Source organism: Flammeovirga pectinis, assembly GCF_003970675.1.
Classification (GTDB): Bacteria; Bacteroidota; Bacteroidia; order Cytophagales; family Flammeovirgaceae; genus Flammeovirga; species Flammeovirga pectinis.
In genome coordinates, this window is sequence record NZ_CP034562.1 from 2,061,923 (window position 1) to 2,081,459 (window position 19,537).

The 19,537-nt window shown below is 31.1% G+C and carries 14 protein-coding genes; 7 read left to right on the plus strand and 7 right to left on the minus strand.

Annotated features, from left to right (window positions below):
- Window positions 1-95 precede the first annotated feature (95 nt).
- The 3 genes from EI427_RS08220 (at window position 96) to EI427_RS08230 (ending at window position 1,798) form a co-directional block, all read left to right on the plus strand.
- Window positions 96-707 (plus strand): hypothetical protein, encoded by a 612-nt coding sequence (locus tag EI427_RS08220; RefSeq protein WP_126613506.1) that lies wholly within the window; start codon window positions 96-98, stop codon window positions 705-707.
- Between the two features lie 95 nt (window positions 708-802).
- Window positions 803-1,432, plus strand: coding sequence for a Crp/Fnr family transcriptional regulator (locus EI427_RS08225; protein WP_126613508.1), 630 nt, complete (start codon window positions 803-805; stop codon window positions 1,430-1,432).
- Between the two features lie 66 nt (window positions 1,433-1,498).
- Entirely contained in the window at window positions 1,499-1,798 is a 300-nt protein-coding gene (locus EI427_RS08230) for a rhodanese-like domain-containing protein (protein WP_126613510.1), read from the plus strand.
- A 124-nt stretch (window positions 1,799-1,922) separates the two neighbouring features.
- Here EI427_RS08230 and EI427_RS08235 read toward each other — a convergent pair whose 3' ends face one another.
- Complete coding sequence (locus EI427_RS08235) at window positions 1,923-4,289, minus strand: outer membrane beta-barrel protein (RefSeq protein ID WP_205727915.1); 2,367 nt, start codon at window positions 4,287-4,289, stop codon at window positions 1,923-1,925.
- Window positions 4,290-4,734: 445 nt separating this feature from the next.
- On the opposite strand from EI427_RS08235, the gene EI427_RS08240 reads away from it, so the two are divergent.
- The gene (locus EI427_RS08240) at window positions 4,735-6,657 is read left to right on the plus strand and encodes an AAA domain-containing protein (RefSeq protein ID WP_126613514.1); all 1,923 of its coding nucleotides are present in this window, start codon (window positions 4,735-4,737) and stop codon (window positions 6,655-6,657) included.
- A gap of 18 nt (window positions 6,658-6,675) precedes the next feature.
- On the opposite strand, the gene EI427_RS08245 is transcribed toward EI427_RS08240, so the two are convergent.
- Window positions 6,676-8,160: a caspase family protein gene (locus EI427_RS08245; protein WP_170178422.1), complete on the minus strand. Its 1,485-nt coding sequence runs from the start codon at window positions 8,158-8,160 to the stop codon at window positions 6,676-6,678.
- 164 nt (window positions 8,161-8,324) lie between these two features.
- Here EI427_RS08245 and EI427_RS08250 point away from each other — a divergent pair, with 164 nt between their 5' ends.
- Both EI427_RS08250 and EI427_RS08255 read left to right on the plus strand, forming a co-directional pair.
- The gene (locus tag EI427_RS08250) at window positions 8,325-9,224 is read left to right on the plus strand and encodes a DMT family transporter (RefSeq protein ID WP_126613518.1); all 900 of its coding nucleotides are present in this window, start codon (window positions 8,325-8,327) and stop codon (window positions 9,222-9,224) included.
- Window positions 9,225-9,315: 91 nt separating this feature from the next.
- Window positions 9,316-9,870, plus strand: a complete 555-nt coding sequence (locus EI427_RS08255; protein WP_126613521.1) for a GNAT family N-acetyltransferase — start codon at window positions 9,316-9,318, stop codon at window positions 9,868-9,870.
- Between the two features lie 71 nt (window positions 9,871-9,941).
- On the opposite strand, the gene EI427_RS08260 is transcribed toward EI427_RS08255, so the two are convergent.
- Complete coding sequence (locus EI427_RS08260) at window positions 9,942-10,598, minus strand: hypothetical protein (protein WP_126613523.1); 657 nt, start codon at window positions 10,596-10,598, stop codon at window positions 9,942-9,944.
- 106 nt (window positions 10,599-10,704) lie between these two features.
- Between EI427_RS08260 and EI427_RS08265 the strand changes: the two genes are divergently transcribed.
- The gene (locus tag EI427_RS08265) at window positions 10,705-11,583 is read left to right on the plus strand and encodes a hypothetical protein (protein WP_126613525.1); all 879 of its coding nucleotides are present in this window, start codon (window positions 10,705-10,707) and stop codon (window positions 11,581-11,583) included.
- Between the two features lie 44 nt (window positions 11,584-11,627).
- Here the strand turns inward: EI427_RS08265 and EI427_RS08270 are convergent, their stop codons facing one another.
- From EI427_RS08270 to EI427_RS08285, 4 genes are all read right to left on the minus strand, one after another.
- On the minus strand, window positions 11,628-14,159 hold the full coding sequence (locus EI427_RS08270; RefSeq protein WP_126613527.1) for a TonB-dependent receptor: 2,532 nt from the start codon (window positions 14,157-14,159) through the stop codon (window positions 11,628-11,630).
- Window positions 14,160-14,403: 244 nt separating this feature from the next.
- Window positions 14,404-15,630 (minus strand): BaiN/RdsA family NAD(P)/FAD-dependent oxidoreductase, encoded by a 1,227-nt coding sequence (locus EI427_RS08275; RefSeq protein ID WP_126613529.1) that lies wholly within the window; start codon window positions 15,628-15,630, stop codon window positions 14,404-14,406.
- Between the two features lie 189 nt (window positions 15,631-15,819).
- Window positions 15,820-18,342, minus strand: a complete 2,523-nt coding sequence (locus EI427_RS08280) for a glycosyltransferase family protein (RefSeq protein ID WP_126613531.1) — start codon at window positions 18,340-18,342, stop codon at window positions 15,820-15,822.
- A complete protein-coding gene (locus tag EI427_RS08285; RefSeq protein WP_126613533.1) occupies window positions 18,329-19,516 on the minus strand; it encodes a glycosyltransferase in 1,188 nt (395 codons plus the stop codon). The genes EI427_RS08280 and EI427_RS08285 overlap by 14 nt, the downstream gene beginning before the upstream one ends.
- Between the last annotated feature and the right edge of the window lie 21 nt (window positions 19,517-19,537).

A 19,537-nucleotide genomic window follows, 5' to 3' on the forward strand; every position in this document is an offset into this window, starting at 1 on the left:
TTAAAGATTTATTTAAGTTCATTATAAGAATAATAACATTGATATTTTAAAAGTTTGTAACTTCCACTAACTATAAGGTAAATTATACTAAAACTATGAAACAAGAAGTACGTATTGAATTTGAAGAACTAGAAATTTTCAGATCTAAAAAAAGATGGAAATTATATTTCATTATTCTAGCTGAACACCCCTCCGATCCTGATAAATGGGTTCTAACAAGTATCCCTAATGATGATACCGGAGTAATTCAATTAAAACCAAATGCTGAAAATAAAATTTACTTTGAGCCTAAAGTAGGTGTTGGTGTAGATGGGTTATTTGTTTTCAACAGAGAAATGCCTAAAAATAGACGTTTAAAAGTACGTGTTTACTTAAAACACTCTAGAAGTAATATTAGAAATGTTGGTGAGCTACTTTCTGATGTTGAAAAAACTTTAGGTGATAATGCTTTCGGACAGGTTACTGATTTATTAGGGAGATCAAACCCATGGTTAGTAATTAGTAAAGAGGCTGCTCAAAAAGTTGGTTCAATACTTAAAAACGTAAAAGATAAAGATTTTGGGATGTTAAGTCTTGACGAAGAATTTGGAAAAGAATTTGACAATCAAGAAGAATTAGACCGCGAAAATAGATTCTCTACTGGAGATGCTCGATTAGTTTGGAGTTGGGCAATTAGAAATATTGACCCAAATGAATCAGTTACTTAATTGAAAAATTGTTTTTGATCACCTTTTCTTGGAATTACTTTTTTGTAAATTTACCGTTGTAAAAAGTGGTAAAACGCTATATTTCAGAAAACAGAATGAATAATTCATTAAAAAATTTCATACAAGCTAGTTTTCCTAATACGGATTCAAAGCATCCTATTCAAACAGAATTTTTATCTGTAGGAGAACTTGTACAAGTAAGTGAAGGTGATTTCTTAATTGATATAAATGAAGAAATGACTTATGTTCCTATTGTAACAGATGGTGTTTTAAAAGTTACAAGAGAAGATGAAGATGGGCATGAGCTTTTTTTATATTATTTAGAATATGGCGAAACTTGTACAATATCTATGATGTACCAAGAAAGTGCTGTTAGAGTAACTGCTGAAGAAGATACTTGGGTGTATAAAGTACCTATTGGCTCAATTAATGATTGGATGTCACGTTTTCCAGAATGGCGTGACTTTCTCATGAAGGCATACAAAGTTAGGTTTGATGGTTTATTACAAGCTATTGACGAACTTGCTTTTAAAAAGATGGATGAAAGGTTAATCAATTACCTCAATAAATTAAAGGCTATAAAAGAATCGAATGAGTTGAATGTTTCTCACTCAGAAATTGCCTTAAGTTTAAATACATCTAGAGAAGTTATTTCAAGATTACTTAAACAACTAGAGAAACTTGGAAAAGTGGAACTAGGAAGGAACAAAGTAATTCTAAAGTAACTTTTATCACAGAAGGTATATTTGTAACTATCTATATTTAGATATACATTCAAAATTAATACAAATATGGATTTTTTAAGAAAACTATTCGGACTTGGTCCTAAAGTAGATTATAAAGAATTAATTGACAACGGAGCTAAAGTAATAGACGTTCGCTCAACTGGAGAATTTTCTTCAGGTCACTTTAAAGGGTCTAAAAATATTCCATTAGATCAAGTATCTAAAAGAATGCCCGAAATTCTTAAACTTGGCGAACCTTTAATTGTTTGCTGTAAATCCGGGATGCGTGCATCAAATGCTATGTCTACCATAAAAAAGGCAGGTGTAAAAGAAGTTTACAATGCTGGAGGTTGGACAAACCTATAAAATAATAAAGCCTGTGATTGCTCAGCTTAATAGCTACTATCACAGGCTTTATTATTTAAAAAACAAGTTCATAAAAAAATGATACTCAAAAGATAGAGTATCACTTTAAATATATAGTTCTATTTTACAATCCTCCTCCACTAGATTGAATTTTTCTTTTCTGACGACCTTGGAACTGTCCTCCAAAAGCGTAAGAAAAGGACAATCTATAAACAGGACTCTCCTGTCTAAAATCTATCGCTTCAACAAATCCGTTTCCGTAAGAATTTCTTTGTTCTCCGCTATATAATAGATTATTGATTTTAAAATTCACACTTCCTTTATTATTCAATATTGCTTTCTTAATTGCTAAATCCATTGAATAGGTAGGTTCTGTTATTCTTTGAGCATCATATCTTTTTGCTGTATATCTACCCATTAATTGGAATGTTAATGTTTTAATTGGTGTTACACGTGTACTTAATTTTGCCGACCAGTTAATTGGAGTGCCGTCTGTAGGAATAGTATATTCTTCGTTTTCATCTTGAATATCTAAATAATAAATGTCTACAGAACCATTCCATTCCCACCACTTCAGCATATTATAATTTGATGATAATGACATACCACCAGTCATAGAAGATCCTAAGTTTTTAAAAGTCATTATTGTAATATCTCGTACAGCATCATAATTAACAACTTCTCTAATAATGTCTGTACTATGACGCATATATAATGAAGTATTAAAACTAATTACATCTGCCATAAAACCATGTGACAATTCCATTGAGTTTGTAAAAGAGGGCTGTAACGTAGGGTTACCTACCATAACATTCTTTGGGTTAGAAGACATTTCGATTGGTAATAATTGCATTACGTCTGGGCGATTAATTCTTCTACTATAACTCACACCAACTGTATTCTTTTCTCCAAGTTTTTGCTGAACATGAACAGAAGGAAATAAACTTTGATAATCAATTACATAAGAAGTATCATTTTGAGATGAGTTAGTAATTTGCCCTTCCATTTTGGCAGCTTCTGCTCTTAAACCAGCTTTAATACTTGTATTTCCTAACCTCAAAGAATAAGATCCATATACAGCATGTACAGATTCGTTGTAAGGATAGGTGTAAGACATTGTATCTACATTTACAAAATCGACATTAGACACATTCATTTTTGCATCAGTCATTTGTCCTTTATACCCTACTTCAAAAGATGACTTATCATTTATAGTCTGATCGTAATCTACTTGAGCTTGAACATAAGCCCAATTTGCTTGGTTCTCATTTTTATTCAACTCTTGCCAGCTACCATTACCAATTTTTTGTGCATTCTGAGGTGTGATATCAGCTTCACCTAAATTTGCGAATAAATCAATTTCTAATTGCCCTTTACTAAATTCTTTGCGGTGATTAAAATTTATATTATTTCCTTGAGCAAGATTATAATTCTTACCTAATTGATATTCTGTTCTATTAATTACATCTCCATCTTTATAATTATTTGTATAATTTGATTGAGCATCAGACTCCCATTTCCAACGTTCATAAAATACTGTAGAAGTATTGGTAGAGTCCCAGAAGTAATCCATACCAAGTTTAATGTTACTATATCCGTTATTATCCTGAATCGTTTCTTTCTGATCTAGATCATCTAATGTTACATCAGAATAAGTACGATACATATCTCTTGTATTGTCCCATTCATTAGAACTCCAATACGATTGAGCAAAGAAATTTAATCTTTTCACTCTATAGTTTAACCCTAAAAAACCTGAGTATTTATTATTAGAACCGGCGTTTAGACTTAAATTACCATTAAAACCTTTTAGAGCATCTTTCTTAGTAATTACATTGATAATACCCGATAATCCATCAGGGTCATATTTTGAAGAAGGGTTCGTAATTACCTCAATCTTATCTACAGCATCTGCAGGTAAAGATTGTAATACTTGGTTAATATCCATCTGTGACGGCTTACCATCCAATAATACTCTCACATTATTATCGCCTCTTAAAGAGATTGTACCATCTGCACCTACATTTACTTCTGGAAGAGTATTTAGAATTTCTGAAGTTGAATTACCGTCAGCAATCATTGCTTCACTAACATTGATAATTTTCTTATCAATTCGGTTTTCAATAAATGTTTTTTGTCCTGTTACTTCTACCTCATCCAATTGTTCTATTGAGGTTACTAAAACAACCTCTCCTAGATCTAGTTTAGAGTTTTTAGCTGTAATTTCTATCTCTTCAATATAATTTTGGTAACCAATAAATTGAACTACTAAATTATATTTCCCTAATGGAACTTTAGTCAATTCAAATTCTCCATTTCCATCTGATAAGGCTCCTGTTACAGATTTCTTATCAGCATCTAATATTGCAACAGATGCATAACTTACTGGTTCGTTTGTTTCTTGATCAATTAAACGCCCTTTTATACTACCTTTTGCAAGCGGTTCTAACGATGTTATTGAAGTAAAAGAAGTGAATAATAGTAAGGACATGATAAGACATACCCCTTGTACGATTGTAAAAGTTTTCATAAAATGTTTCTGTAATTTGACACTAATTTTCTAAAGGTTGAATTGGTATTTCACCTTCTAAAAATCTCTTTATTAGTTGATTATAAATACGTTATTAAATAAGTTAGTATTTGACACTATATATTTATTAATTTTTAATAACATTATCAATTATAGAGCTTGATTTTAAAATATGCAAACAAAATGCTTAATAAATTATAAATTTCATAAAATCATTAACAATCTGTAACAATCTGTAACACCACCGAACAGGGTTGTTCAGTATCGTTCAATAATTTTAAATATTCGATTCAATTATAAAGACAGGTCATTTTTTTAAACGTTGCACAGATGACCAATTTTTATTAAAAAAAATATAACCACTACTTAAAATTATTTTATTAGCTTAGTTTAAAACTATGATATAATGGATTCAAAAGATATAAAAGAACACTTCCAACACCTTCTAAAATTATTAGAAATTGAAAAAAAGGAAGATTTAGAGCAGTATAAAAAATTAATGAGTGATTCTTCTATTGAAGAACGAAAGAATAAAGGGATTTGCTGGTATCCAGTTCAATTAGAAAAGTCTAGTTTTGATGCAGGTGCTAGAGCGATCATAAAAGTATCTAGAAAACAAGAACAGGCACACGTTTTTCAAACTGGTAAAACTGTGAGTCTATTTTCTTTGGCAGGTAATAATGATGAAACTTCGGAGAGTTCTAAAGGTGTTATTAATCAAGTAAAAGGTAATGAGATGATTATTACTTTGAACGAAGATGATATTCCTGAATGGATATCAGAGGGTAACCTTGGTGTACAATTACTTTTTGATGAAGGAGCTTATAGAGAACTAGAAAGAGCACTAACTATTGCTATGAATGGAGAAGAACCTCAATTAATAAAAATGAGAGAAATTCTTCTAGGAAATAGAAAAGCATCCTTTTCAAAAAAATATGAATTTGACATTCCTTACTTAAATGACAGTCAGAACGAGGCTTTTAAAAATACACTTGCTGCTGAAGATGTTGCCATTATCCACGGACCTCCAGGAACTGGAAAAACAACAACATTAGTACAATGTATTATCCAAGATTTAAAAGAAAATGATCAAGTTTTAGTTACTGCCCCTAGTAATGCTGCTGTAGATTTACTTACAGATAAATTAGTAGAGAAAGGGATCAATGTTCTTCGTCTGGGTCATCCTGCAAGAGTTACAGATCGTTTATTACAACAAACCGTTGATTATAAAATCACCAAACACCTAAGATACAAAGAACTAAAAGCAATAAAACAACAAGAAGCTCAGTACAGAGATGCTGCTGCAAAATTTAAACGCAACTTTGGTAGCGATCAGCGACGAGAGCGTAAAATGTTATATGTTGAGGCCAATAAATTAAGAAAAGAGATTCGCTCTTTATCAGATTATATTTCTAATGATATTTTTGAAAAAGCAGAAGTAATTACTTGTACCCTTGTGGGGGCTACAACTCAGTTAATGAGGAGCAAGCGTTTTTCTACTGCTTATATTGATGAAGCTGCTCAAGCACTTGAAGCTGCAACTTGGATTCCAATTCTTAAAGCAGATAAAATAGTTCTAGCGGGAGACCATCAGCAGTTACCTCCTACAATTAAATCTGTAGAAGCCGCAAAAGAAGGAATGGATAAAACATTATTCGAAAATGTGATTAAGCAAAAATCTGTAGACGTAATGCTTAAAGAACAATATCGAATGAATAAAGATATTATGAACTTTCCCTCGGACTATTTTTACGATGGTAAATTAATTGCAAATGATGAAGTACAAGACTGGAAAATTTATGATGAAGACCAACCGCTAGAATTTATTGATACTGCAGGAACAGGTTTTCAAGATCAGGTTGCTCCAGAATCTTTGAGCACATACAATAAAGAAGAAGCTGAACTTTTACAAAAGCATTTAACACAATATATAAACATAGTTAACGGTTCTAATCAATTAGATAACATTGGAAGTATTGGTATTATTACCCCTTATAAAGCACAAGTAAAGGTTTTAAAAGAACTTGTTCAACAAATGGATATCCCTTCTATTGTTCGAAAAAAAATCAATGTAAATACTGTAGATTCCTTTCAAGGACAAGAAAGAGATATCATTTATATAAGTCTTGTAAGATCTAATGATGACGGTATTATTGGTTTTCTATCGAATGCAAGAAGAATGAATGTAGCCATGACTAGAGCTAGAAAAAAGTTGGTTGTAATTGGGGATAGTGCAACAATATCTAGAAATAAATTCTACAGTAAATTTATAGATTATGTTAATGAAATTGGTGCATACAGAAGTGCTTTTGAATTAATGTATGATTAGTCCAAAAGCACTCATAATTTATTTGTTTACAGTTGAGCGAAATAATATTTCTTTTGCTCTCTGTAAACCATTATCACTCGCTTTCTGAAGCCAAAGTTTATAATCGTCTGTTTCGTAACCTAAATCATTGATAGAAGTTTTATTATTGTATTTAAGGTTAGCCAACTCAAATTGGCAAAAAGAATTCCCTTGCTCTGCCCCTTGTTCGTAAAATTTGTACGCGTATTTAAAGTTGCCAATTGATTTAGAATAATCTCCTGCAAATAAATTACACATAAATAAATTCTTATTAGTAGCTGTTGTATACCAATCCTGAATCTTCGATTTAGTTGTAAATTTCTTAATATGCTCTGTTTGAATAGCTGCTAAATATCCGATATGGATATCTATACCGTTTTCTAATTCTGATGTGAATTTAGTTATCGCATCATCAGCATATACATTAATTTCGCTTTCTGACAATTCTATTCCATGCTTTCTTTTCCCAAGCAATGACAACCAAAAAGATGCTTCTGCATTTCCCATCTGTGACGCTTCTTGTAATTGGATTACAATTTGATTTAACTCGGGAGATAATAATTTCTTTTGTCTAAGTCTAAACTCTGGTAATTCTTTTAAATAATCAACGTATTCTTTAATTGCAGCACCAACTAAGATTTCAGAAGATATCTTTTCTGATTTTGCCTTAAATACAAAATCACTACTACCAATATAACTTCCAAAATGGCCTAAAATAGGACGAGAACTCAAGGTTTTTAATTCACTTGATAAATCATTAGCGGTAACAATACTGTCTTCAGCATTAATTTTTAAAGAGTGAATAAACTTTTGAGCAAATGGAGAATGTTTGCCTTTCATACCATCAGCTACAGGATTTAATCTACTAGAACTTAAAACGAACCTATTTCTTTCTTTTAATTGATTTTGCAAGAACTGAGGAGCAGATAAATGATTATTCTTAGTATAAACAGATCTTCCTTTGGTAATTTTATCATTGAATGCACCTCCAAAACAGACATCTACAACAAGCATTACTTGTCTAGATCTAAAGTTATCTGTAAGCTGTTTTACAGTATAAAAAGGCAAATAAGACTCATAATTAGGGTCCTTTATTTCATTTCTAGTTCGGCTAGTTACTAAAAAACCTTCATTAAAATATCGATGTTCATAAGTACCATGACCAGCAATATAAAGAATGAACCTATCGTATTTTTTAAGTTTATCTTTATAAGCTCTCAACTTATTTAAAATCATTGTTTTTGAAGGATTTTTTAGAATTTCAACCTCAAATTCATAGTCTTCTTTAAGAACTTCTGCTACACCTTCAGTATCATATATAGGATTTTTTAAGTCATCAAAATCCTGATATTGATCTGTACCTATTAAAAGTGCATATGCATTAGATTTCACTTCCTTATTGTCTTCGAAGCCTAAACCATTAATAACATCAATACTTCTATAAGTTTGTGAAAATATCGAAGGGGTAAAATAGAGTAAGAACAATTGTACAAATATTATTTTTGTACATAAGTTAAATAGACACATCAAATTAATTGTGTTTTATTGTAAGGTAATTGTTAGGATTATATCTTATAATTAAAATTACTTATACGAATATCATGCTAAAAATTGCATCTTTGCATCTCTAAACTTCTATTAACACGCAGATGCCAACAAAAAATAAATATTATTTATTCCTCATATTCACAACGTTTATATGGGGAACAAACTTCCATGTATCTCAAATTGCTTTAAGTTATACCTCTTCAATGTTAACAGGTACCTATAGATATACTTTGGGTGCTCTTTTTCTAATTGTTATCATTTTATTTAAAAAGCCTACAAAAGAACAAGTTCAAAAAAGTATCTCAAAATGGAAAGAAATTATATTTCTAGGCATTGTAGGGGCATTTTTTTACAATATTCTCTTTTTAGAAGGACTGAAATTTACCTCTGCTTTTAATGGTGTATTAATTATTGGGCTTACCCCTCTTAATACAGCTTTAATATCTATACCAATGCTAAAAACTAAATTAAAACCTAAACAAATAATTGGGATTTGCTTTGGTTTTGCTGGTATATTAATGGTTATCACAAAAGGAGATATTGCTACAATACAACATCTTACATTCTCTAAAGGAGATTTATATATTTTAGCGGCAAATATCAGTTTCTCTTTTGGTAACGTATTTATAAAAAAATATTTAACAGGAATAAGTCCGCTGTGGTTAACAACCTTAGTTACAATTGTTGCGTGTTTATGTTTTATTAGCGTTAGCCTTTTTACAGAGCAGTTTATCTTCCCTACAACACAAGAATATTTATTAGCAATTTTCTTTATGGGTGCATTATCTACAGCAATTTGTGGTGCATTTTGGTTTATATCAATTAAAGAAATTGGTGCAGAAACTAGTGCCTTATTTATGAACTTAGTACCCGTATTTGGCACATCAGCTTCTTTTTTATTAGGAGACCAAATTGTTCCTGCCCAAATTATTGGTGGACTGCTTGTTGTTGTTGGATTACTATTTAATAGTTTTAAACTCAAGTATCCTTTTAACAGATAATATTTTCAATGTTCTGTTGTCATGATATTCTTATTAGTTGTCAAATAACTAACTATTAAATAATGGCTAGCAACTAAATAGACAAATCAAAATGATTAAACTAAGAACATTAACCTTAAAAGACCTAGATGAATATAAGTTTTGGTTACTTCCTCATCACACTTATCAATCTTTAAATGCTCCCTACTTTAAAAAGAAATCTGTTGATGAAATAGAAAATTATATTCATCAATTGAGAATCGAATTTGAAAATAAAGTAAATCCACTACCACATAAAAAAATCATCACCAATGAAACTAATAAACTTATTGGCGAAGTAACATGGAGATGGAGGTCTGAAGAAACTAATTGGATGGAAATTGGAATCGTTGTTTTTAACCCAGAATTCTGGCATCAAGGAATTGGTTATAAGGCCTTGTGCATTTGGATCGATTCTCTATTTCTAGAAAGGCCCGATTTAGTAAGACTTGGTTTAACAACTTGGTCTGGGAACGAAGGAATGATGAAACTATCAAAGAAATTAGGAATGAAAAAAGAAGCACAATTTCGAAATGCAAGAATTATAAATGGAAAATACTTTGATTCCATTAGTTATGGAATTCTTCGATCGGAATGGGAAACGCAGCTACAAGAGATCAAATTTTAATTTTTCAATCCAATAAAAAAAGGTATCACATTTAAATATGTGATACCTTTTTTAGAATTACAGACTACTATTTATCTGATATCTAATAAACCATCAATTTCATCTTGTTGAAGATCTGATTTTTTAGCTAATTCTTTTCTTAAATCATCTTTTACAATTCTCTCTGCCTCAGAAATTGGATACTTAACAGACATTGAAATGAAAGTCATTCCACCATCTACTTTTTTAAGTAACATAATTGGTGTTGTTCTTCCTAAACGAGCAGAAACATTATTTTGATAAGAACCAATTACTTCATTTACTGACCCTGAATCATTTAAGCTTTCAGAATTAGAAAGATTTGTCTTAATTCTACCAATAATTTCCGAACCAATTTGAGTAGCCAATTCATTCAAACATAATTGATATGCTGATTGTTTTGCTGCAGCAAAAGATTCGCCTTTAGATTCTTGAAAAACCACAAAGAACTTTGGATTGCCCATATCATCTTGTGCTAACTTAGCATAATATGAGTTTTCTAATTGCATTGCCATTGGTAAATCGCCAGGAATTTCAGTGTATCCTTGCTTAGATAAAGACTTTGCCTGTTTCTTTGCATCTTTTACTGCTTTTGTCTTTAATTGCTTTAAAGTTGCTTTCTTCTCTTTTTTAGTCTGACTTTGTGCGGATAAGTTAAAAAGTAGTAAAGAGCACATTAACGCTATTGCATAAAAAAGTTTACTTTTCATAGATATTTGTTATGATAAAAAATGTCAGTTTAAAAGTTCAATATAATTAGAATTACTTTTAAATTCACAATTCAAAGTTTTAAATTCTTAAATAGTCTTAAACAACATGTATAAAAATATACTCTTATTTTTCTTAATCGTTACTCCATCAGTAGTTTTTGCACAGAAAACTAAGAAAGTTAGTGCAGCAATAACAGAGCCTTTACTAGACAGTTATACCGTAGGCACTTTTAAAGAACAACTATTAAGGAAGGCTCAAATACAAGCATTGGCAGATCAATTTGGCACAAACCTTTCATCTAGTACAGATTTACAAGTCAACAATTCATCAACAGATTTAATGTCTTTAAATACTTCTACTGTTAAAGGTGAGTGGATAAAAACAACTAACCTTTCTTATGAATGGTTTATAGAAACTATTGATGGAGAGCAAACTGTTTACCTAAAATGTGCCGTTAGTGGAAAAGGTAGAGAGATTACTACTCCTAATATAAAAATTGAATCGGCAACACTTAGTTGTAATCAATCAAGTGATTGTGAAACAAATGAGTTTAAAGAGGGACAAAGTCTTTATGTTTCTTTCAAATCTCCCAAAGATGGGTATGTGAGTGTTTTTATGAGAGAAGAGGGTATTGTTTACAGGTTATTTCCTTACTCCTCATTAAAAGGTGAGCAAGGTGATGCTTTAAAAATTGAGAGTGATAAAGAATACATCCTTTTTGACCCACAAAAAGCTTCTGATTTCGAAAACCTATCAAGTAGACAAATTGATGAACTACAACTTTCTACCATGGGCAAAGATAAATTATTTAATAGGCTGTATGTGATTTATAGTCCTACCCCATTTACTAAACCAATTTTAGAAACCGGACAAGGTGGAATAAAAACTATTAGTCCAGAAGAATTTCAATCTTGGTTAACTACTAACAAAGGGAATAATACAGATTTTCAAGATAAATTATTGTATTTCACTATAGAGAAATAAAAAGAAACCTCCTCAAATTTAGAATAACTTGAGGAGGTTTTTTATTAGAAATTAAAACCAAGTTTTGTATAGAAATAGGCTCCATTAAAACCCATTTGAACTGCATCGTAATACCCACCAGATTCCGTTGCTAAAGGATCTTGTTTAGACGGATAAATGTTAAAAATATTATTACCTCCAAGAGTCCAATTAATATTTTTTGTAAACCCATATGTTACTGCAATATCAGTAGTGATTTTTGCGGAATAATAATCAATTTCTTCATCCCAGTTCATTAATTCAACCTCAGAAAATCTATTCAGTCTAACCATTGTTGATAGTTTTTTATAGGAATGATTTACTGAGAAATTAAATTTACTTTTAGGAGCAGATGCTAATAAAAACATTTGTTCTCGCTCTCCAAAATAAATATCCTCTTTTCCTTTTAGTTTATCACTTGTATGAATTTCTCCAAGTTCCATGTGATTAAAATTACCTGCTAAAGATGTTGTTATAGTATGTAAATCAATATGATGTGTATAGGCTACAACTACATCTATTCCCATAGTTTTTGTATCAATTGCATTTGTAAAAAACTGGGCAGCACCTACTCCCATTGCTTTAAGTTCATCGCCTACATCTGGATCATCTTCTGTAAATGCTCCCGTTAATACAATACGATCATCTATAGCAACATAATAACCATCTACCGTTAAAGATAAACCATCAACAGGGTTTAATGTAAAACCTAAACTTGCATTGAATGCCTTTTCTTGTGTTAATTCTGGAATACCTAAAGTTTTTGCTAATTCACTATCATTTGGAGCAATTACTTTATCAATACCTACACCTCCTGCAAAATCTGTAAACTTTGTATTATAATGAATTTGAGCTAAAGAAGGTGCTCTAAAGCCAGTACTTACAGAACCTCTAAAAGCAAGTGCTTTAGACACTTCATATCTCGATGCAATTTTACCGTTTAATGTACTTCCAAAATCACTATAATTTTCATATCTAACAGCAACAGCCATCATCCATTTTTTAGTTATATCAGCTTCTACGTCTAAATATACAGCAGCATTTGTTCTATTTACATTCACCTCATTTTCTGGCATAAAACCAGGAAAACCTTGAGCTCCACCATCTAAACTACCATCAGAATAGTTTTTGTAAGATGCTTCTTCACCAGCTCCAATTCCATACTGATCAATTCTAAATTCAGTACCAACTGCTACATTAAAACCTTCTAGAATGCCATCATAATATTTAGATGCATTTAACCCCGTTACATTTTGAGATAAATAATGACGACCTGCATAAAAACTTGTTGGAGAACTAGCCCCCATTGATACATTCACAGTGTTATTAACCGAGTAATCAAAACCGTTATAACCATAAGTATTGTTTAAGTCAAGTTTCCAACCTTTGTACATAGATTTTATACCAGTGCTTACAGAATAATCTGTGATATCAGAAATAATATTTGGGTTATATCCATTTGGATAAATTTCAGGTACATTCCTGTCATCATCTGCAAATCTAGTCCAAGCATAAGATTCACCATGTCTAAAGTTATAACCACCAAAAGCATAAATTTCTGTATTTTCTGACAATGGTACTCCTGCATTTAAAAATGCTCCATAACTATCCGCTAATGCATCACCAACTTCTGTTCTAAATGTTTCTTCTCCTTCTGCTGGAGCTCTATTTGTTCTACCTCTATGTTGATATTGCCCTGTCAAATTAAGAAAGCCACCATTATCACCCAGTTTTGCTCCATAGTTTACATCTACATTTGCAGTTGCTCCATCTCCTTCAGAAGTAATTCCGGTACCCATATTAACACTAATACCATCATCATTTTTCTTGGTAACAATATTAATAACTCCTGCAATAGCATCAGACCCATATTGTGCAGAAGCTCCATCTCTTAAGATTTCAATTCGTTCAATTGCGGCCATTGGAATAGCATTTAAATCTGTACCCGTATTTCCCCTTCCTCTAGTTCCGTAAATATTAACAAGTGAAGATTGGTGTCTTCTTTTTCCATTAATTAAAACTAATGTCTGATCTGGCCCTAAACCTCTTAAAGTTGCTGGATCTACATGATCTGCACCATCTGCACCCGTTTGTCTGTTAGCGTTAAAAGATGGGGCTACGTATTGTAACAATTGATTCATGTCTAACTGCCCAGTTGCTGCAGTTACATCTGCTAAGTTAATTACATCAATAGCTACTGGAGTTTCAGTAACAGTTCTATTTTGACTACGTGATCCTACAATTTCAATCGCTTCGAGCTCTGTAGCATCTTCTTGTAAAGATATTTTTAATTCAGTATCATTTGTGGCTATAAAAGTTTGTTCTTTAAAACCAACTGCACGAGCAATTAGCGTTTTTCCTTCTTCAATTTTAAAAGAAAAATAACCTTCAAAGTTTGTTGATGTACCATGACTAGTATTACCAGCTTCGTAAATAACTACTCCGGGTAAAGCATCTCCATAATTATCTACAACTTGTCCTTTTACAGTTATTTCACCTGCAAATGAATAAGTAATAGAAGATAGTATTATAGATAAGGATAATAAAAATTGATTCATATTGATTGTTTGTACTTTTTAGTTATACCCCTTTAGGTACATTTCAAAGTTCTATCAAAAGAATCCATTTTTCCAAAAGTTGTTTATTGTTATGGGGATAATTAAAAATCATTCACACACTTCATTAATATTGATGTTTAAGTAAAAAACAAGGTGTTCAAAATTTAACAATCTATATATTCTGTTAAATTTTGAACACCTTTATTATTTATAAACTTAAGATATAAATCATTATAAAATTGCACTATTCTAAGAGTACGGAAGCTGAGCAACCTGAAATAAATCCCGTTGTCCATGCTGCTTGAAAGTTAAAACCACCTGTTATACCATCAATATCCATCAATTCTCCTGCAAAATATAAATTATTAATATGTTTACTTTGCATAGTTTTTACATCGATATCAGTTAGACTCACACCTCCACAAGTAACAAATTCCTCTTTAAATTTAGTAGTTCCTTTTACTTCATATTCATCAGACAAAAGCATTTCAACTAATTTATTGAGTTCTTTTTTACTAAGATCTAACCACATCTTTGATTCGGGAATACCAATCTTATCCAAACAATAATCCCAAAGTCTTTGTGGTAATGTAAAGGGGTTATTATTCTTAATTTGTTTCTTTCTTAATTTTTCCTTCTGCTCTTGAATAAAAACTCTTAAATCTTGATCCGAATATTTATTAAACCAAGATATTAAAATAGAAAAATGATAGTTTTTATCTGAAAGGGCTCTTGCTCCCCATGCTGAAGTTCTTAATACTACAGGTCCGCTAACTCCCCAATGAGTTACTAAAAGTGGCCCTGTTTCTTGTAATTTTTTCTCTCCTATAACTCTTATTTTTGCATCTGGAACTGACAACCCCATTAATGATGCTAATTTTTTATCTTGAATTTTAAAGGTAAACAATGAAGGAACAGGTCTTTCTATTGTATGTCCTAAATCTGATAACCAATTTAAACCTTCAATTTTTGGTTGTCCGCCAGTACAGACAATTACACGATCAAAAACCTCTTCAATTCCATTAATTACTAAACCAATTTTATTTCCTTCCTTAGAAGTTAAACCTGTAACTGTACTACTTAAACGTAAGTTAACATGGCATTTAAAGGCTTCTTTTTGCAAACAATCTATTATTGTTTGGGAATCATTAGACTCCGGAAACATTCTCTTATCTGGCTCTTCTTTAATCTTAACTCCTCTATCTTCAAACCATTTTACGGTATGTTCTGCATTGAATACATTAAATGCTTTCTTTAGGAACTTTTCTCCTCTTGGGTAATTTTTTGATAGCTGTACCGGGTTAAAGGTTGCATTAGTTACATTACACCTACCACCTCCAGAAATTTTTACTTTACCTAGAACCTTAGAAGTCTTTTCTAAAAGGTGAACTTCAGCTTTATTTTCTGCTGCTTTTATTGCCGCAAAATAACCTGCTGCTCCTCCACCTATTACCGCTACTTTTAGTTGCATCACAAATAATATATCTTAATATGAATTCTAATGAGAATAATCAATTACAAAACTACTGAAATAATAAAAACTCTCTTAAACCTCTTTATCAACCTTAGCTTTAAAAAGAGTTTATTCTGATTTAGAAAAATAAAAAGACACCCATTACTTTAATATAATGAGTGTCTTTTTAAAAATCAGTTGTTACTTTTAATTATTCTCTTTCTTTAAATTATATGCTGTAAAGCCAATTGCTACTACTAACAATAATAAAGTTAAATAACCCGATATGATGGATATAGTACCACCAATAACGTAAGAGTCTGGATCAAAATCAAAAGTAATTTCATGAGTACCTGCTGGAATATGTAATCCTCTTAATACATAGTTAGCACAAATAATATCAACTGGTTCACCATCGATTTTTGCAATCCAACCTGCGGGATAATATACTTCTGAAAATACACCAAAACCACCTTTTACAGATTGTGAATTATATTTTATTCTTCTTTGATGAAAATCTACCAGCTCAATTTTATCACCGTTTGATTTAGAAGATGAAATATCAGCATTTGGAAATTTGTTTGTATCTACAATTGCTTGAATACTTGGATCTATTGATGGCAAAGCTTCAATTTCTTCATCTGGAGATGATACTTTTACTACTTTATCCACAAACCACGCATGCCCTAAAGCATTTGGATTTTGATAAACAGCATTTGCATCAGCACCTAAAATTGTATATTTCATATTCAGCATATTTAAAGCGGGTGTTGCTTTTATGGCCAAAGTATCACCTTTCTGAATTGCCTCTCCTAAAGTTTGCATTTCTCTTGGTAACTCTCGTTCTATCAAATCTTGATAACGTCTTAATTTAGCGGCAAAATAACCACCAATTGATTTATGGAAGTAAGATGTATTTGCCTCATTAAAGACATTCGCAGTTAAATTTAACACACGGTAATTAGGATCATTATCTCTAAGGATTGCTAGATCTGCAGCTGTCGGAGTATGTACTTCTTTATTATTCGTTTTTTGGAAAGAAGCATCATTTATATATCTTTTTGCTACACCCCAAACATCTCCCAATGTCAAAAACCCAACTATTATAACGGTTAATGTCATAGATAATTTCTTCTTAGAATAAGCAAAAAGTACTGCGATTGCTACAAGAACAAACAAAATAGATCTTCCTACATCACCTCTCATCATATCTACTCTTTCAGCATCTAATGCATTTGTAAACTGACGAATTATATTAGGGTCATTTATACCAAACATTTGTTGGAATATCTGTGCATCACGAGGTCCACTAACATCCATAAATCCAGCTCCTACCCACATTAACGCTAATAAACCAACAGTTACTCCTGCTGCATTTAAAGCTGCTTTTTGTGTTTTTTCATTCCAACCATCTTTAATAATTTTATCAAAACCTAACGCAGCGCCCATAGCCATTACTACACAAGTAACACCTAATGACATTGCAGGAGTTCTAAATTTATTCATCCCTGGAAGGATATCAAATAATGAATAATTAAACCATTGAAGATGTTTACCCCAAGCAAACATAGCTGTAATTAAAACTCCTCCTATTAGCCAATTCCGTTCTCTCTTATCTAAAATAAATAAGGCTAAAATAAATAAGAATGATAGAATTGCACCTTGATAGATAGGACCTCCAGTAAATGGTTGATCACCAAAATAAAGAGGTAATTTAAAGTTCGGGTTATTAATTATTGATTTAGCTTGTTGTTTACCTGCTGCCTTTTCTAATTGAGCAGCCATTGGTCCATCTTTAGAAATATTTTCTTGACTACTTCCTCCATAAAAATTAGGAGCAATTAATGTCAAAGTTTCCATTTTCCCTTCACTCCAACTAAAGGCATAATCTTTATCTAAACCCTCTTCTGTGTGATTCGATTCTTGACCTTGAAGAGGTGTTAATTCTTTCTTACCTCTAATTGAATATTCAGAATATTCTTTTGTGGTCCATACTTTCCATAATTGAGTTGAAGCTCCCAATCCTGCAGCTAAAATACCTAAAGGAATAACTCTAGTTAGAAAAATATTAAGTTCACCTTTTTTATAAAAGAAATAAAGCTCTGAAAGGCCATATATTAAACACACAAAGATTAAATAATAAGTAATTTGATAGTGAGTAGCTCTAACTTCTAATGTTACACTTGTTGCAAGTAATGCGACTCCAAGTAACCATTTTTTATCAAAAAGTAATCGCATACCTCCAATCACCATAGCACCGTATCCTATAGCCCATAACTTTGTCATATGTCCAGCTTCCAATGATGTTATGTAGAAGGTATTCATTGCAAATGCCACAGAAATAAACATCCCTACCCAAGGGTTTACTCTAAAACACATTAAAGCAATCCATAAACATGACATTAATAAGAAAACAGTCATTGCATTCTCATATGTACTTTGAAGTCCTAACATCGACCCAGCAAATAATACGTGTGTTGGATCTCCTTTTAAACTTGAAAAAAGAAGTTCAGGCATTCCTGAAAACATTGCAGTATTCCATAAAGGTGATTCTCCAGTTTCTTTTGCTTCTAATTGAGAAGTATGAGACATACCCTCAAAATGAACTAAATCACTCTGACGTAAAGACTTTCCTTCAAAAAATGAAGGATTAAAATAAATTACACTAAAGATAAAAAATACTGGTATTACAAATACCCAGCTATATTTTTGAAAGTTAAATTTGTTCATCAATTATTTGTTCAATTATTTTTTTAAAATTAAAACCTGCGTCGTTAATATTAAATTTTTCAACTGCATTTTTTCGAATTAATTCTCTATCATAAGTTTTGTCTTCTTCTATCCAATTCTGAATACCTTCAGCTAAACAATCCGAATTTGTTTCATTTAAAAGAATTCCATTTGATTGATTTATGACTTCTCTCATACCTCCATTTGAAAAGGACATAACAGGTGTACCGCAATATAAACTCTCAAGCATTACATTAGTCAATACATCTTCACGAGTAGGTAAAATAAATAAATCTGAAGCATTGTAGGCTAAAGCCATCTCTTCCTCTGATGTTAATAACCCTGCAACTTTTATATTTTGTGAATCAAAAAGGTTTTTATCATAGTTTCCTACAATTAGTAACTGAATATTCTTAAGGTCAACTTTTTTCAATGCATCAATTAAAATATCAGCTCCTTTTCTATAATTTGAGACTCTTTCACTAATAAATAAAATTACTTTTTCATCTTTATTTAATTTAAAAAATGATTTTGCTTTTTCTTGATCATGTATAATAAATTCATTCTCATCTAAGCAATTATAAAATCTATGATGTTTAAAACTAGCTAATAATTCACTTTCTAACGAATGATCTAATACCCATTGTGAAGGAGCAGACACTTCAATATTTTTACCTTGGTATACTTCTTTCTTAATTTTTTTAAAATATGTTTCTAGAGAGGAATATTCTTTAAACCTATTAAGATCATTTAAATAATGAAACCCTCCAAGAAAGTGTGCCATATCATGAAGATATATTATCACAGGTTTATTTATATTTTTAAAAAATGATGGGTAATCCAAAAAGTTTGTCGTCCAATGTAATACTATTATATCAGCTTCTTTAACAAGAGAATGCTCGTGAATTTTATAATATGAAAATGGTGAAGAAAATCCTTCACAATATTTATTTTCCTTGATATAACGAGGAAATAATTTTATCAGTTTCACCAATGATGACAATCTTCTAAACCACTTTGAAGAGTTATAAGCATAAACTTCAGTTTGATTTAAAGTTTCTTCTCTAGTAAGTATTTTAGATTGCACACCCTGATTTAATAATCCTAAATGTAATCTATAAGCAGCTTTCCCTGCCCCTCCGTAAGGGTATGTACTTATATGAGTAATTTTCATTAATAATTAAATTAATTTGTA

What these genes read in the sequence shown, in the direction of transcription:
- EI427_RS08220 (WP_126613506.1), top strand. Translation starts at nt 96, where the DNA reads ATGAAACAAGAAGTACGTATTGAATTTGAAGAACTAGAAATTTTCAGA.
- EI427_RS08280 (WP_126613531.1), bottom strand. Translation starts at nt 18,342, where the DNA reads ATGAACAAATTTAACTTTCAAAAATATAGCTGGGTATTTGTAATACCA.
- EI427_RS08270 (WP_126613527.1), bottom strand. Translation starts at nt 14,159, where the DNA reads ATGAATCAATTTTTATTATCCTTATCTATAATACTATCTTCTATTACT.
- EI427_RS08255 (WP_126613521.1), top strand. Translation starts at nt 9,316, where the DNA reads ATGATTAAACTAAGAACATTAACCTTAAAAGACCTAGATGAATATAAG.
- EI427_RS08250 (WP_126613518.1), top strand. Translation starts at nt 8,325, where the DNA reads ATGCCAACAAAAAATAAATATTATTTATTCCTCATATTCACAACGTTT.
- EI427_RS08230 (WP_126613510.1), top strand. Translation starts at nt 1,499, where the DNA reads ATGGATTTTTTAAGAAAACTATTCGGACTTGGTCCTAAAGTAGATTAT.
- EI427_RS08265 (WP_126613525.1), top strand. Translation starts at nt 10,705, where the DNA reads ATGTATAAAAATATACTCTTATTTTTCTTAATCGTTACTCCATCAGTA.
- EI427_RS08225 (WP_126613508.1), top strand. Translation starts at nt 803, where the DNA reads ATGAATAATTCATTAAAAAATTTCATACAAGCTAGTTTTCCTAATACG.
- EI427_RS08235 (WP_205727915.1), bottom strand. Translation starts at nt 4,289, where the DNA reads ATGTCCTTACTATTATTCACTTCTTTTACTTCAATAACATCGTTAGAA.
- EI427_RS08240 (WP_126613514.1), top strand. Translation starts at nt 4,735, where the DNA reads ATGGATTCAAAAGATATAAAAGAACACTTCCAACACCTTCTAAAATTA.
- EI427_RS08260 (WP_126613523.1), bottom strand. Translation starts at nt 10,598, where the DNA reads ATGAAAAGTAAACTTTTTTATGCAATAGCGTTAATGTGCTCTTTACTA.
- EI427_RS08285 (WP_126613533.1), bottom strand. Translation starts at nt 19,516, where the DNA reads ATGAAAATTACTCATATAAGTACATACCCTTACGGAGGGGCAGGGAAA.
- EI427_RS08275 (WP_126613529.1), bottom strand. Translation starts at nt 15,630, where the DNA reads ATGCAACTAAAAGTAGCGGTAATAGGTGGAGGAGCAGCAGGTTATTTT.